Below are 13,544 nucleotides of genomic sequence, written 5' to 3' on the forward strand. Positions count from 1 at the left end.
CTCTTTACGGCGACAAAGGATATCTGAGTCAGGAATTGGCGGATGATTTAGCTAAAACGGATATCACCTTTATCACGAAAAAGCGCCGCAACATGAAAGTGCTTGCACTGGCTGAGTGGGATAATATTATGCTTAAAAAGCGTTTTATCATTGAAACGATTAATGGACAATTAAAAAACGACTCTCAATTAGAACATTCTCGTCACCGAAGTATAACCGGTTTTTTGTTAACGATTTTAACGGGATTGGTTGCTTACTGCCTTAAAGAGAAAAAGCCATCACTGAAAATTTTCTACTCAGAAGAAGATATTTCAGCAATAGCTTAAGCGGAATTGGGGTTATTTACTTATCACTTGTATCAGCATTAAGCCGCTTTGATTTGCTTATTCGCTTTTTTTGTTGCATTAGGTACAGAGAGTGCGTCTGCTTCAAATTCATCAACATTGATTGAACGTAGTCTGCTGGCTTCCGCTCGTTTCAGAATATCAGCTTCTTCTTTGGTGATCTTATTATCAGATAATGCTTTTTCAGCTAACTGATCCAGACGTGTAAAGCCCAGATTTTTGCCTGCTTCACGGCTCAGGCGGGCATGAATAGGCTCTGCGGCAATAACGTCATGCAGGGCTTCTTCCAGTAATCCATGAGGATTATGCTCGCTTGGTGTCAGATACTGACCACGACCAATCCGATCACGGGTTGCAGAAGGAGTCTGTAATATCTGAGCCAGTTTGTGATCCAGTTTATCCGCTGGAGCAGTGCGTGAACGACCCAGAGGGAAGACAATTCCTCGCATTAAACCAGCCACCAGACGGTTAGGGAAGTTAAGCAGTAAATCATGCAGAGCCAGTTCCGCCTGATACAGAGCATCTTCTACCGCCCATTGTACCAATGGTAAGTCTTCTTTCTGGCGTCCTTCGTCTTCATAGCGTTTTAAAGTCGCACTTGCCAGAAAGATTTGGCTCAGAATATCGCCCAGACGTGCTGAGATGCGTTCACGGCGTTTCAGACTGCCACCCAATACTCCCATGGAAACATCAGACATCAGGGCAAGGTTAGCACTCAGGCGATTGATTAACTGATAGTAACGGCGGGTTGCATCATTAACAGGTGTGCTGCTTGTTCTACCATTAGTAATACCTAACCAGAGGCTGCGCAGGGTATTGCTGGCAACATGCCCGAGGTGACCAAACAGCGCTTTATCAAATGCTTTGACATCATTTTTTTCAGCCGCAGCTATTTCAGTCAGTACATAAGGGTGGCAACGAATGGCGCCCTGACCAAAGATAATCATGCTACGGGTCAGGATATTCGCACCTTCTACAGTGATGGCGATAGGTGCGCCCTGATAAGAACGGGCCAAAAAGTTAGATGGGCCAAGGCAGATGCCTTTACCACCAGCGATATCCATTGCATCAATGACTGCACGCTGACCTCTGTGGGTACAGTGATATTTCACGATAGCCGACAGAACGGCAGGTTTTTCACCCATCATAATGCCGCTTGTGATCATCGTTGCTGCTGCATCCATCAGATAAGAGTTACCGGCAATGCGGGCCAGTGGTTCTTCAATACCTTCCATTTTACCGATAGGCAGTTTGAACTGACGGCGAATGTAGGAGTAAGCACCGATAGCCATAGCGATACTTTTCAGCCCGCCAGTTGCGTTGGACGGCAGAGTGATACCACGGCCAACTGACAAGCACTCAACCAGCATACGCCAGCCTTGCCCAGCCATTTTCGGCCCACCAATAATGTAATCGATAGGAACGAAAATATCCTGACCACGGGTTGGCCCGTTCTGGAATGGAATATTCAGTGGGAAGTGGCGATGACCGATTTCAACACCCGGGGTATTGGTTGGGATAAGAGCACAGGTAATACCCAGAGATTCAGTCTCACCCAGTAAATGGTCCGGGTCATACAATTTGAATGCCAGCCCCAGTACAGTCGCGATAGGTGCAAGAGTAATGTAGCGTTTATTCCAGTTCAGGCGCATACCAAGAACTTGTTCACCCTGCCATTCGCCCATACAGACGACACCAGTATCCGGAATTGCACCAGCATCAGAACCGGCTTCCGGGCTGGTCAGAGCAAAACAGGGAATTTCTTCACCACGGGCAAGACCGGGCAGGTAATGTTTTTTCTGCTCATCGGTACCATAGTGCTGCAATAATTCACCCGGACCTAACGAGTTAGGTACACCGACAGTGATCGCCAGAATACCGGAGACACCAGACAGTTTTTGTAGCACTTGTGATTGGGCGTAAGCTGAGAATTCCAGACCACCATATTCTTTCTTGATGATCATCGCAAAGAAGCGATGCTCTTTCAGGTAAGCCCACAGCTCCGGAGGCAAGTCAGCTAATTCATGGCTGATTTGAAAATCATTTGCCATCCGGCAGGCTTCTTCCACAGGGCCATCAATGAATGCTTGTTCTTCAGCAGTGAGTTGCGGTTTAGGGTAATTGTGCAATTTTTTCCAGTCAGGATTGCCACGGAATAAATCACCTTCCCACCATGTTGTACCTGCATCAATGGCTTCTTTCTCTGTTCTGGACATGCTTGGCATAACTTTACGGAATGCTTTCAGGCCGGGAGCGGAGAATAAAGAGATTCGGGTTGGGGTGAAAACAAGAGGGAACAGGATAATAGCGAGTGGCAGCAGTAGCCAGTAGCTCCATAGGCCGGTAACACCCATAATGAATGTATAGGCAATAAGCAGCAGGCTGCTGACAGTCAGGCTGACTTTGCGGTAACAAAGCCCACCAATCAAGACTAAAAATAAGATGATACTGAGGACGGTCATAGTAAAACTCCTGTAAATCTCAGGTTGAGTTGTCAGAGGTCTGACCTGTTGTGTTGTTCTTCTTTTTTAGATGAGGAAAAGGCTTTTATCAATATATTTACATCTTAATTACAATCTAGCTCACAAAGTGATTGCTGTTTTTGCTGTGATAGTTTCGTCGGGGTGTAATGAAATCTTCTTTCAGGAGGGGGAATCCGTTACACTGAATAACTGTTGTTATTAATCCCGAAGACCTTTCCTTTCAGGAGTATGAGCCCCATGTATCAAGATCTGATCCGCAGTGAATTATCTGAAGCCGTAGAGACACTGACCAATTTTCTCAACGATAATGCCAATATTGATGCCATTCAAAAAGCGGCGGTTTTGTTGGCAGATTCATTCAAGGCGGGAGGAAAAGTACTTTCTTGCGGCAATGGTGGTTCACATTGTGATGCCATGCATTTTGCGGAAGAGTTGACAGGCCGTTATCGTGAAAATCGTCCGGGATACCCTGGTATCGCTATTTCTGATCCCAGCCACCTGTCCTGCGTGAGTAATGATTTTGGCTATGATTATGTGTTTTCCCGCTATATTGAAGCTGTTGGTCAGCAAGGTGATGTTCTGCTCGGAATTTCAACCTCAGGTAATTCCGGTAATATTATTAAGGCAATTGAAGCTGCCCGTGCGAAAGGGATGAAGGTGATCACCCTGACCGGCAAAGATGGCGGCAAAATGGCCGGAACAGCGGATGTTGAAATTCGTGTGCCTCATTTCGGTTACGCGGATCGTATTCAGGAAATTCATATCAAAGTTATCCATATTTTGATTCAGTTAATTGAAAAAGAGATGGAAAAAGCCTGATTACAACGTGTTAATAGAAACCAGTGTTAACAGCAATCAGCGTTAACAGGTATCAGGTTCAGGTTAGAGGTAGGCAATGTGTGAATTACTTGGCATGAGTGCCAATGTGCCAACGGATATCATTTTCAGTTTGAGTGGTCTGATCCAGCGAGGCGGGAATACAGGCCCTCACAGGGACGGCTGGGGAATTACTTTCTATGAAGGTCTTGGATATCGAACCTTCAAAGATCACCAGCCCTGTTATCATTCTCCTGTTGCCCACTTTATTCAGGGCTATCCGATCAAATCAGAGGCTATTATTGCCCATATTCGTCAGGCTAACCGCGGCAATGTATCCCTTGTGAATACTCATCCGTTTACCCGTGAATTATGGGGAAGATACTGGACTTATGCCCATAACGGTCAATTGAAAGGGCATCGTAACCTGAAAACGGGAAATTATCGTCCGGTTGGTGAAACTGACAGTGAATGGGCATTTTGCTGGATACTACATCAGTTGTCGGTGAAATATCCTAAACGGCCTTCCAACTGGCCAGCGGTATTCCGTTTCATCGCATCACTGGCAGATGAACTTCGGGAAAAAGGTGTGTTTAATATGTTGCTATCGGATGGGCAATTTATGCTGGCTTATTGTTCGACACAATTGCACTGGATTACCCGCCGTTCACCTTTCGGTAAAGCAAAATTGCTTGATCAGGATATTGAAATTGATTTTCAGGAACATACGCAGCCTGATGATGTGGTATCCGTGATTGCAACTTTGCCTTTAACGCATAACGAAGACTGGCATAAAATTGAACCGGGAAGTTATGCATTATTTCACCTCGGTGAACGCATAGTCTGATGGAGTTTGATTGTCTGATTGAGCTACCTGATTTAAAACATATTGTCCTCTGATGACTTTAACAGTTGCAGGTGTGTTATGTTGAACGAAATATTCATAAGCAGGCTGCAACTGTTCCCAAAATGGGTAATTGACGTTATTGTGATGGCGTTTCATGTTTGATGACGTCATCCTGAAGGGGTAAATGTCAATTTTAATTTCTCGTTGCCCACGATGAAGCGCACTTTCTGCATACCGGTATATTTCATCCATATAAAGATTGGTCATGGCATAGCAGCCAATAGATTTACATGCACCATGGATCATTAAATTCTTGCCGGAATAACCCCGGTATTTATCAAATTGATTGGGGAAGCCTAAATTAATGGCTCGGTAGTAGCTGCTGTCGGGTTTTAACTGTTTAAGGCTGACGTGGTAAAAACCTTCCGGGCTTTTTAAGTCCCCTTTCAGGGTTTTAGGGCCAAGCCCTCCGGAGTAATTACAGATAGGATATTGCCGGGTTAATTGATAATGCCCTGTGCTGTTTTTGGTGTAGAGTTCAAGTACTTTTTCTTCTTTGAATATTTGAATGAAGATATCAGAGCCGAGCTGTTTTAATGGTGATTTTTCACTTAATTGTTTACTGCCTGATAACAAGCTCTGGGCCTGAGTAAATGCTGGCACACTAACGAGAAGCCAGCTCAGCGAAAAATAAAGAATATTTTTTTTCATAATATAACCACCTAAGAAGGTAATAACTTAATGACATCCTGCGATTGAGGTTATCATGTCGTGGCAATATGCTGAGTAAATATAACAACGATATTTTGTACCCATAAAAAGACAGTCTGGTTAAAAAGCCCTCCGTAGTAGGGAAAAGTGATGATTGTGCTCGGCTTTATCGAGTATTTAACGGTTCAGCAGAGAAATTATTCTTATTTGCTTGAGCTAAATCACTCGATTAGTCAGACAGCGTTTGGGGGAAATGTTAGAATCGTTGCCGGCGAAACTTAAGAGAATATTGTAACGATTATCGGCATGAATAACTTGAGATATATGCCGCTCAAGCTGTTTTTTATTACTGAAGTCGCTGCATCACCCCGCGGAAATACCACTGGGTGATCTGTAGCATATGATTTAACTGATAAACTTGTGCAAATCTTATGATTAAAATTAAAAAAGGACTCGACCTCCCGATAGCAGGAGCGCCTGCCCAAGTTATAGAAGATGGTCCGACAATTCGCCATGTCGCCTTATTAGGCGAAGAATATGTTGGAATGCGTCCTTCTATGCTGGTTAAGGAAGGTGAGCATGTTAAAAAAGGGCAAATTCTTTTTGAAGATAAAAAGAATCCAGGGGTAGTATTTACCAGTCCCGCAAGTGGGAAAGTTGTAACCATTGGACGTGGAGAGCGCCGTGTACTGCAATCTGTTGTGATTGAGGTTAATGGTGACGAACAAATAACGTTTGATCGTTATGAGCGTACAGAACTTGCAGGGCTGACTCGTGAACAGGTAGAAAAAAACCTGCTTTCATCAGGAATGTGGACGGCATTACGTACACGTCCTTTCAGTCGTTCTCCTGTCCCAGGCTCCACACCAAAGGCAATCTTTGTTACGGCAATTGATACTCAGCCACTGGCGGCTGATCCGTCCGTTGTTATTGCAACACAAGAAGAGGCTTTTGTTGATGGTCTGAATGTTCTGTCAAAACTGACAGAAGGAAAAATCCACGTTTGCCACGGCGCGGGGAAAATTCCGACATCGGGGAACAACCCTCAAATTACTTACAGCCAGTTTGTCGGGCCGCATCCGGCTGGGTTGGTTGGAACACATATTCATTTCATTGAACCGGTCAGTGCTCAAAAAGCAGTATGGCATCTTGGATATCAAGATGTTATTGCTATCGGTAAGCTATTCACTACCGGTGAATTGTATACTGATCGCGTCATTTCTCTGGCGGGGCCGCAGGTTAAAACACCGCGTCTGGTTCGTTCCCGTCTGGGTGCTGACTTGCTGGAAGTGACTCACGGGCAGCTTAAAGAGGGTGAAAACCGTATTATTTCCGGTTCAGTATTGTGTGGCGCTAAATCAGATGAAGCTCATCATTATCTGGGTCGTTTCCACACTCTGGTATCTGTTCTGTCTGAAGGCCGTGAGAAAGAGTTGTTTGGCTGGATAGCTCCCGGTACGAATAAATTCTCCATTACCCGCACCACTATCGGTCATTTCCTGAAAAAGAAACGGTTTGCTTTCTCAACTTCCACAAATGGCGGAGATCGCTCCATGGTGCCAATCGGTAACTATGAGCGAGTAATGCCTTTGGATATCATGGCTACTCACTTGCTTCGTGATCTGCTGGCTGGGGACACTGACGGTTCTCAGGCTCTGGGTTGTCTGGAGTTAGATGAAGAAGATTTGGCACTGTGTACTTATGTTTGCCCGGGTAAATATGAGTATGGTCCGGTACTGCGTGAAGTGCTGACTAAGATTGAGCAGGAAGGGTAATTCATGGGCCTGAAAAATTATTTTGAAAAAGTAGAACATCACTTTGAGGCCGGTGGCAAGCTGGAAAAATATTATCCTCTCTATGAGGCAGTGAGCACCGTCTTTTACACGCCGGGCACGGTGACAAAGGGAAAAACTCACGTCCGTGATGCCATCGATCTCAAGCGTATGATGATTCTGGTATGGATGTCTGTTTTTCCGGCGATGTTCTGGGGAATGTATAACGTCGGGAATCAGGCGATACCAGCCCTGACTCATCTATACAGTGGAGAGGCATTACAGCAGGTTCTGTCTTCAGACTGGCATTATATGCTGGCTCAGTATCTTGGTGCATCACTGACACCGGATGCAGGGTGGGGCAGCAAAATGCTGTTGGGCGCAACCTATTTCCTGCCAATTTATGCGGTTGTTTTTGTTGTTGGGGGTTTTTGGGAAGTTTTATTTGCCATTATCCGTAAACATGAAATCAACGAAGGCTTTTTTGTCAGCTCGATTCTGTTCGCACTGATTGTTCCGCCAACGCTGCCATTATGGCAGGCGGCACTGGGTATTACGTTTGGTATTGTTGTCGCAAAAGAAATTTTTGGCGGAACCGGGCGTAACTTCCTTAACCCAGCGCTGGCAGGCCGTGCTTTCCTGTTCTTTGCTTACCCTGCGCAAATTTCAGGCGATCTGGTCTGGACCGCGGCTGATGGCTTTTCCGGTGCGACTCCGCTGTCTCAGTGGGCGAATGCAGGCCAGCACGCTCTGATGAACACCATTTCAGGCCAGCCTGTAACATGGATGGATGCTTTCCTTGGTAACATCCCGGGTTCAGTGGGTGAAGTCTCCACTCTGATGATTTTCATCGGTGGTGCCATCATTCTGTTTGCTCGCATCGCTTCATGGCGCATCGTTGCTGGTGTCATGGTCGGTATGATTGCCATGTCCTATCTGTTCAATGCGATTGGTTCAGATACTAACCCGATGTTTGCTATGCCTTGGTACTGGCACATGGTTCTGGGCGGTTTCGCATTTGGCATGATCTTTATGGCTACAGACCCGGTATCTGCTGCATTTACGGATAAAGGTAAGTGGGCATACGGTATTCTGATCGGGGTCATGTGTATTCTGATCCGGGTTGTGAACCCAGCTTACCCAGAAGGGATGATGTTGGCGATTCTGTTCGCTAACCTGTTCGCGCCACTGTTCGATTATCTGGTCGTGCAGGCCAATATTAAGCGGAGAAAAGCCCGTGGCTAATGATAAACCAAAAAATAATGATAGCATCGGCAGAACGTTTCTCGTTGTTTTTGTGCTGTGCCTTGTATGTTCGATTGTCGTTGCTGGTTCAGCCGTAGGTTTGAAAGCGCAGCAGCAGGAACAGAAACTGCTGGATAAGCAGCGCAATATTCTGGATGTTGCCGGTTTGCTCAAGCCAGACATGACAACAGCAGAAATTAAAGAAGTGTATGACAGTCGTATTCAACCTGAATTACTTAATTTGAAAACGGCAGCACTTGAAAAAAGTGATGGTAAGTTTGACCTGAATAATGCTCTGCGCAGTGATGAAACCAGTATCGCTTTATCATCGAAACAGGATTTGGCAAAAATCCGCCGTCGCGCTGATATGGCCGAAATCTATCTGGTCAAAGATGAGCAGGGTAAAACCACTGAGCTGGTATTGCCAATCTACGGTTCAGGTTTGTGGTCAATGATGTATGCGTTTATTTCTATTGATGTGGATGGCGTAACATCTCGCGGCATTACTTACTATTCTCACGGCGAAACTCCGGGTCTGGGTGGTGAAGTTGATAACCCACAATGGCGTAAGCAATGGGTTGGTAAAAAACTGTATAACCCGGAAGGTGCGCCGGCGATTAAAATCGTTCGTGGTGGAGCCGGTGATAATCCTTACGGTGTAGATGGTTTGTCCGGAGCGACTCTGACTTCCAACGGTGTTCAGCATATGTTTGATTTCTGGTTGGGTGATAACGGTTTTGGTCCGTTCCTGAAAAAAGTACGCGAGGGAGCCCTGAAAGATGGCTGATAGCAAAGAGATAAAACGCGTCCTGCTTGGGCCGTTGTTTGATAATAACCCGATAGCATTGCAGGTTTTGGGGGTATGTTCAGCATTGGCTGTAACAACCAAACTGGAAACTGCGCTGGTAATGACGATTGCTGTAACACTGGTAACAGCATTCTCTAACTTCTTTATTTCATTGATTCGTAACTACATTCCGGGCAGTGTGCGAATCATCGTACAGATGGCGATCATCGCATCGCTGGTTATTGTGGTAGACCAGATTTTACAGGCGTATGCCTATGAAATCTCAAAACAGTTATCCGTGTTTGTTGGCCTTATCATCACTAACTGTATCGTAATGGGCCGCGCAGAAGCCTACGCCATGAAAGCGCCACCGGTGGAAAGCTTTATGGATGGTATTGGTAACGGTTTGGGCTACGGTGTCATTCTGTTGCTGGTGGGTTTTTTGCGCGAGCTGTTTGGCTCAGGAAAACTGTTGGGCATTACAGTGATGGAATCCATCAAGAATGGCGGTTGGTATCAGCCTAATGGCTTGTTCCTGCTGGCACCAAGTGCATTCTTCATCATTGGTATGCTGATTTGGGGTCTGCGGACTCTGAAGCCTGAGCAGGTTGATAAGGAGTAACAGGCAACATGGAACATTATATTAGTTTGTTTGTCCGTGCCGTCTTTATCGAGAATATGGCGTTATCCTTCTTTCTCGGTATGTGTACTTTTCTGGCGGTATCCAAAAACGTAAAAACCGCTTTTGGTTTGGGCGTTGCCGTAACGGTTGTTCTGGGAATTTCGGTTCCTGCTAACAACCTTGTTTACAATCTGGTACTCCGTGATGGTGCCCTGATTGATGGCGTTGACCTGAGCTTCCTGAACTTCATTACCTTTATCGGTGTGATTGCTGCACTGGTACAGATACTGGAAATGATCCTCGACCGCTACGTTCCCGCCCTTTACAACGCATTGGGGATTTTCCTGCCGTTGATTACGGTAAACTGTGCGATTTTTGGTGGTGTTTCTTTCATGGCCCAGCGCGATTATAACTTCAGCGAATCCATCGTATATGGTTTCGGTTCAGGTATGGGCTGGATGCTGGCAATTGTTCTGATGGCCGCAATCCGTGAAAAAATGAAATATGCGGATGTTCCGGCGGGTTTGAAAGGACTGGGGATCACCTTTATTACCACCGGGCTGATGGCATTGGGCTTTATGTCCTTCTCCGGCGTGCAGCTCTAAAGGCGGGAAGAATTCATGGATATAATCATTCTAGGCGTAGTAATGTTTACCCTGATTGTGTTGGCACTGACAGCAATGATTTTGTTCGCAAAATCGAAGCTGGTGAACACCGGGGATATTAAAGTTGAAGTCAACGGCGATGAGGATAAAAGCTTTACTGCTCCTGCCGGTGACAAGTTATTGGGTATGCTGGCTAATCAGGGGATTTTCGTTTCCTCTGCTTGTGGTGGCGGCGGTTCTTGTGGTCAGTGCCGTGTAAAAATCAAGGACGGTGGTGGTGACATTCTGCCTACCGAGCTGTCTCACATTAACAAACGCGAAGCGAAAGAAGGCTGCCGTCTGGCATGTCAGGTTAATGTTAAGCAGGACCTGAAAATTGAATTGCCGGAAGAAATATTCGGCGTTAAAAAGTGGGAATGTGAAGTTATCTCTAACGATAATAAAGCGACTTTCATTAAGGAATTAAAACTGAAAATTCCTGATGGGGAAGTTGTACCATTCCGTGCTGGTGGTTACATTCAGATTGAATGTCCACCACATGTTGCCCGTTATTCCGATTTTGATGTACCGGATGAATACCGTGAGGACTGGGATAAATTTAACCTGTTCCGCTATGTTTCTGAAGTTACTGAACCAACTGTTCGTGCCTATTCTATGGCGAACTATCCGGAAGAGCACGGCATCATTATGCTGAATGTGCGTATTGCAACACCGCCGCCAAGAAATCCTGACGTGACACCGGGTATCATGTCTTCTTATATCTGGTCACTGAAAGCGGGTGATAAAGTCACTATTTCCGGCCCATTTGGTGAGTTCTTTGCGAAAGATACTGATGCAGAGATGGTCTTTATCGGTGGTGGCGCAGGTATGGCACCAATGCGTTCGCATATCTTTGATCAGCTGAGAAGACTGAGCTCCAAGCGTAAGATCACTTTCTGGTATGGTGCTCGTTCTAAGCGCGAAATGTTCTATACCGAAGATTTTGATCAGCTGGCGGCAGAAAATGAGAACTTTACATGGCACGTGGCATTGTCTGATGCCCTGCCGGAAGATAATTGGGATGGTTACACAGGCTTTATTCATAATGTTCTGTATGAAAACTATCTGAAAGACCATCCGGCACCGGAAGATTGTGAGTTCTACATGTGTGGGCCTCCGGTGATGAACGCAGCAGTCATTAAGATGCTGAAAGATCTTGGTGTAGAAGATGAAAACATCCTGCTGGATGATTTCGGTGGCTGATGATTTGAATCAGGCCATGATATATATCCCCCACAATGGCAGTAAATTGTGTGGGTATATAACACTTTGATTTAACGATAAGCGCCCACATTTTGTGGGCGCTGACGATTCAGAAAGAGTAAGTTATGTTGAATAAAAAAATTATCAACTGGGGTGTAATGCTACTGGCGGCAATGTTGTTGTCAGCATGTGGTGGCCCTGAACAGCAGAATCTGAGTGGGCAAACGATGGGGACTTATTACTCCGTCAAATATGTTGCTGATTCATCAGTTCCCTCTCCGGAAAACATGCAAAAAGAGATTGATCGTTTACTGGAGGAAGTAAACGATCAGATGTCCACTTACCGGCCAAATTCTGAATTGAGTCGTTTTAATCAAAGCCATGAAGTGAATACGCCTTTTCCGGTATCTGCAGCCACCGCCAAGGTTGTTAAAGAAGCCATCCGCATTAATAAGCTGACGGATGGTGCGCTGGATGTCACTGTCGGGCCATTAGTGAATCTATGGGGTTTCGGGCCGGAAGGGCGCGTAACGAAGGCACCAACAGAGGATGAACTGGCAACACGTCGCGCATGGATTGGCATTGATAAACTATCTGTTGAAGGTAATAGTCTGATTAAATCCATTCCTGAGTTGTATGTTGATCTTTCTTCCATTGCCAAAGGCTACGGTGTTGATGTTGTGGCGGAATATCTGGCTTCTCAGAATATCGGTAATTACATGGTTGATATTGGCGGAGAAGTCCGCACTGCAGGCAATAATGGAAAAGGGACACCTTGGCGAATTGCGATTGAAAAACCCTCCGATAGCGGAATGACACAAAGTGCTCAGGAAATTATTGCACCGGGTAATATGGCTGTAGCAACATCGGGTGATTATCGTAACTACTTTGAACAGAATGGCGTACGCTATTCACACACGATTAATCCTAAAACAGGCCGACCTATCGCGCATAATCTGGTTTCAATCACGGTGATTGCTCCAAGCTGTATGAGTGCTGATGGTTTTTCTACCGGGATAGATGTTCTGGGGCCGGAAAAGGGAATGGAAATGGCTGAGAAGCTGAACATTCCGGTCTTTATGATTGTCAAAACTAAAGATGGTTTTGAAGAACGTTATAGCCCGGCCTTTAAGCACTATTTACAACAGAAAGACGATTTACAACAGAAGAAATAAGAGGGAAGGTTATGGAAGTATTTATCGCAGCCTTTATCTTTTTCCTGCTGGCCTTTGCGGGAATGGCGTTAGGTTATATTGTTAAACGCAAAAGCATTCAGGGAAGTTGTGGCGGTTTGGGAAGCATCGGTGTTGAGAAAGTTTGTGATTGCCCTGAACCCTGCGATGCTCGTAAAAAGCGTGAAGCAAGAGAAGCTGCTCGCCTTGCTCAGTTAGAGAAAAACCGCATTCTTTGATGTATTTTCGTTTTTCAAATCAATTGAGAAATGGGATTTGAAGTAATTTGAAATAGCCCGCTGTCAGAAAAAGCAGCGGGTTTTATTTTTTATAGTGAATTAAGAGGGTAACACCTTTTATGCGCCTGTTGTAAGTAACTTTTTACCGAACTCATGGAGATCCCAAGATCTTCTGCTACCTCTTTATAGCGCATCCCTTGCAGCTGAGTCAGCAAAAATGCCTGCCTGACTTTTATTGGTAGTTTATCAAGAGTGCTGTCTATTTTTTCTAACTGCTCCAGCAGCACAAGCTGATGTTCTGTTGGATAGGACGTGTTTTTCGGCACGGTACTGATATAGTCCAAATAATTCTCTTCGAGCTTCTTCCGGCGATAATAATTAGCGATAGTTCTGCGGGCGATGGTAATTAAAAACGCTTTGGGATAACGGATCTCAGCCATATCCGGAGATTGCATCAATTTGATAAAAACATCATGGGTGAGGTCTTCTGCATGGTTGAGACTGGCACAGTTCTGTTTGATCCAGCTCAGCAGCCATTCGTGATATTCGTTATAAAGCTGACGGGCTATTTCATTGTGTCCGAATGTGCTTTTTTGCACAGCCATGTGATATTGCCTGAATGAATAAATTTGATAATGATTATTATTTTTATTTATTGA

The 13,544-nt window shown here is 45.2% G+C and carries 14 protein-coding genes; 11 read left to right on the forward strand and 3 right to left on the reverse strand.

Annotation, left to right across the window (positions count from 1 at the left end; all coding sequences use genetic code 11):
* Positions 1 to 326 (forward strand): transposase (locus Xsto_RS13610; protein ID WP_141554512.1); only part of this gene is annotated, 326 nt, incomplete at its 5' end.
* 38 nt (positions 327 to 364) lie between these two features.
* Here the strand turns inward: Xsto_RS13610 and fadE are convergent.
* A complete protein-coding gene (gene fadE / locus Xsto_RS13615; protein ID WP_099110782.1) occupies positions 365 to 2,806 on the reverse strand; it encodes an acyl-CoA dehydrogenase FadE in 2,442 nt (813 codons plus the stop codon).
* Between the two features lie 258 nt (positions 2,807 to 3,064).
* On the opposite strand from fadE, the gene lpcA reads away from it, so the two are divergent.
* Both lpcA and Xsto_RS13625 read left to right on the forward strand, forming a co-directional pair.
* Positions 3,065 to 3,646 (forward strand): D-sedoheptulose 7-phosphate isomerase, encoded by a 582-nt coding sequence (lpcA, locus tag Xsto_RS13620; protein ID WP_099110781.1) that lies wholly within the window; start codon positions 3,065 to 3,067, stop codon positions 3,644 to 3,646.
* A 76-nt stretch (positions 3,647 to 3,722) separates the two neighbouring features.
* Entirely contained in the window at positions 3,723 to 4,490 is a 768-nt protein-coding gene (locus Xsto_RS13625; protein WP_099110780.1) for a class II glutamine amidotransferase, read from the forward strand.
* Here the strand turns inward: Xsto_RS13625 and Xsto_RS13630 are convergent.
* Complete coding sequence (locus Xsto_RS13630; RefSeq protein WP_099125392.1) at positions 4,461 to 5,201, reverse strand: L,D-transpeptidase family protein; 741 nt, start codon at positions 5,199 to 5,201, stop codon at positions 4,461 to 4,463. The genes Xsto_RS13625 and Xsto_RS13630 overlap by 30 nt on opposite strands.
* A 431-nt stretch (positions 5,202 to 5,632) precedes the next feature.
* On the opposite strand from Xsto_RS13630, the gene Xsto_RS13635 reads away from it, so the two are divergent.
* From Xsto_RS13635 to nqrM, 8 genes are all read left to right on the forward strand, one after another.
* The gene (locus Xsto_RS13635; RefSeq protein ID WP_099110778.1) at positions 5,633 to 6,976 is read left to right on the forward strand and encodes a Na(+)-translocating NADH-quinone reductase subunit A; all 1,344 of its coding nucleotides are present in this window, start codon (positions 5,633 to 5,635) and stop codon (positions 6,974 to 6,976) included.
* Between the two features lie 3 nt (positions 6,977 to 6,979).
* Positions 6,980 to 8,218, forward strand: a complete 1,239-nt coding sequence (locus Xsto_RS13640; protein WP_099125393.1) for an NADH:ubiquinone reductase (Na(+)-transporting) subunit B — start codon at positions 6,980 to 6,982, stop codon at positions 8,216 to 8,218.
* Complete coding sequence (locus Xsto_RS13645) at positions 8,211 to 9,005, forward strand: Na(+)-translocating NADH-quinone reductase subunit C (protein WP_099110776.1); 795 nt, start codon at positions 8,211 to 8,213, stop codon at positions 9,003 to 9,005. The genes Xsto_RS13640 and Xsto_RS13645 overlap by 8 nt, the downstream gene beginning before the upstream one ends.
* Entirely contained in the window at positions 8,998 to 9,627 is a 630-nt protein-coding gene (locus Xsto_RS13650; RefSeq protein WP_099110775.1) for an NADH:ubiquinone reductase (Na(+)-transporting) subunit D, read from the forward strand. The genes Xsto_RS13645 and Xsto_RS13650 overlap by 8 nt, the downstream gene beginning before the upstream one ends.
* Positions 9,628 to 9,635: 8 nt before the next feature.
* Positions 9,636 to 10,232, forward strand: a complete 597-nt coding sequence (nqrE, locus tag Xsto_RS13655) for an NADH:ubiquinone reductase (Na(+)-transporting) subunit E (RefSeq protein WP_099110774.1) — start codon at positions 9,636 to 9,638, stop codon at positions 10,230 to 10,232.
* Between the two features lie 15 nt (positions 10,233 to 10,247).
* Positions 10,248 to 11,474 (forward strand): NADH:ubiquinone reductase (Na(+)-transporting) subunit F, encoded by a 1,227-nt coding sequence (nqrF, locus tag Xsto_RS13660; protein ID WP_099110773.1) that lies wholly within the window; start codon positions 10,248 to 10,250, stop codon positions 11,472 to 11,474.
* Positions 11,475 to 11,599: 125 nt separating this feature from the next.
* Positions 11,600 to 12,649 (forward strand): FAD:protein FMN transferase, encoded by a 1,050-nt coding sequence (locus Xsto_RS13665; protein ID WP_099125394.1) that lies wholly within the window; start codon positions 11,600 to 11,602, stop codon positions 12,647 to 12,649.
* Positions 12,650 to 12,660: 11 nt separating this feature from the next.
* Positions 12,661 to 12,885 carry a (Na+)-NQR maturation NqrM gene (gene nqrM, locus Xsto_RS13670; RefSeq protein ID WP_092511537.1) on the forward strand — a complete coding sequence of 75 codons (225 nt, stop codon included), beginning with the start codon at positions 12,661 to 12,663 and terminating at the stop codon, positions 12,883 to 12,885.
* 89 nt (positions 12,886 to 12,974) lie between these two features.
* Here the strand turns inward: nqrM and Xsto_RS13675 are convergent, their stop codons facing one another.
* A complete protein-coding gene (locus tag Xsto_RS13675; protein WP_099125395.1) occupies positions 12,975 to 13,490 on the reverse strand; it encodes a sigma-70 family RNA polymerase sigma factor in 516 nt (171 codons plus the stop codon).
* Positions 13,491 to 13,544: the final 54 nt, after the last annotated feature.

It is taken from the genome of Xenorhabdus stockiae (assembly GCF_002632825.1).
Lineage (GTDB): Bacteria > Pseudomonadota > Gammaproteobacteria > Enterobacterales > Enterobacteriaceae > Xenorhabdus > Xenorhabdus stockiae.

Coding starts and splice junctions, on each gene's coding strand:
- nqrM (WP_092511537.1), top strand. CDS start 12,661: ATGGAAGTATTTATCGCAGCCTTTATCTTTTTCCTGCTGGCCTTTGCG.
- fadE (WP_099110782.1), bottom strand. CDS start 2,806: ATGACCGTCCTCAGTATCATCTTATTTTTAGTCTTGATTGGTGGGCTT.
- lpcA (WP_099110781.1), top strand. CDS start 3,065: ATGTATCAAGATCTGATCCGCAGTGAATTATCTGAAGCCGTAGAGACA.
- Xsto_RS13650 (WP_099110775.1), top strand. CDS start 8,998: ATGGCTGATAGCAAAGAGATAAAACGCGTCCTGCTTGGGCCGTTGTTT.
- Xsto_RS13635 (WP_099110778.1), top strand. CDS start 5,633: ATGATTAAAATTAAAAAAGGACTCGACCTCCCGATAGCAGGAGCGCCT.
- Xsto_RS13640 (WP_099125393.1), top strand. CDS start 6,980: ATGGGCCTGAAAAATTATTTTGAAAAAGTAGAACATCACTTTGAGGCC.
- Xsto_RS13665 (WP_099125394.1), top strand. CDS start 11,600: ATGTTGAATAAAAAAATTATCAACTGGGGTGTAATGCTACTGGCGGCA.
- nqrE (WP_099110774.1), top strand. CDS start 9,636: ATGGAACATTATATTAGTTTGTTTGTCCGTGCCGTCTTTATCGAGAAT.
- nqrF (WP_099110773.1), top strand. CDS start 10,248: ATGGATATAATCATTCTAGGCGTAGTAATGTTTACCCTGATTGTGTTG.
- Xsto_RS13625 (WP_099110780.1), top strand. CDS start 3,723: ATGTGTGAATTACTTGGCATGAGTGCCAATGTGCCAACGGATATCATT.
- Xsto_RS13630 (WP_099125392.1), bottom strand. CDS start 5,201: ATGAAAAAAAATATTCTTTATTTTTCGCTGAGCTGGCTTCTCGTTAGT.
- Xsto_RS13675 (WP_099125395.1), bottom strand. CDS start 13,490: ATGGCTGTGCAAAAAAGCACATTCGGACACAATGAAATAGCCCGTCAG.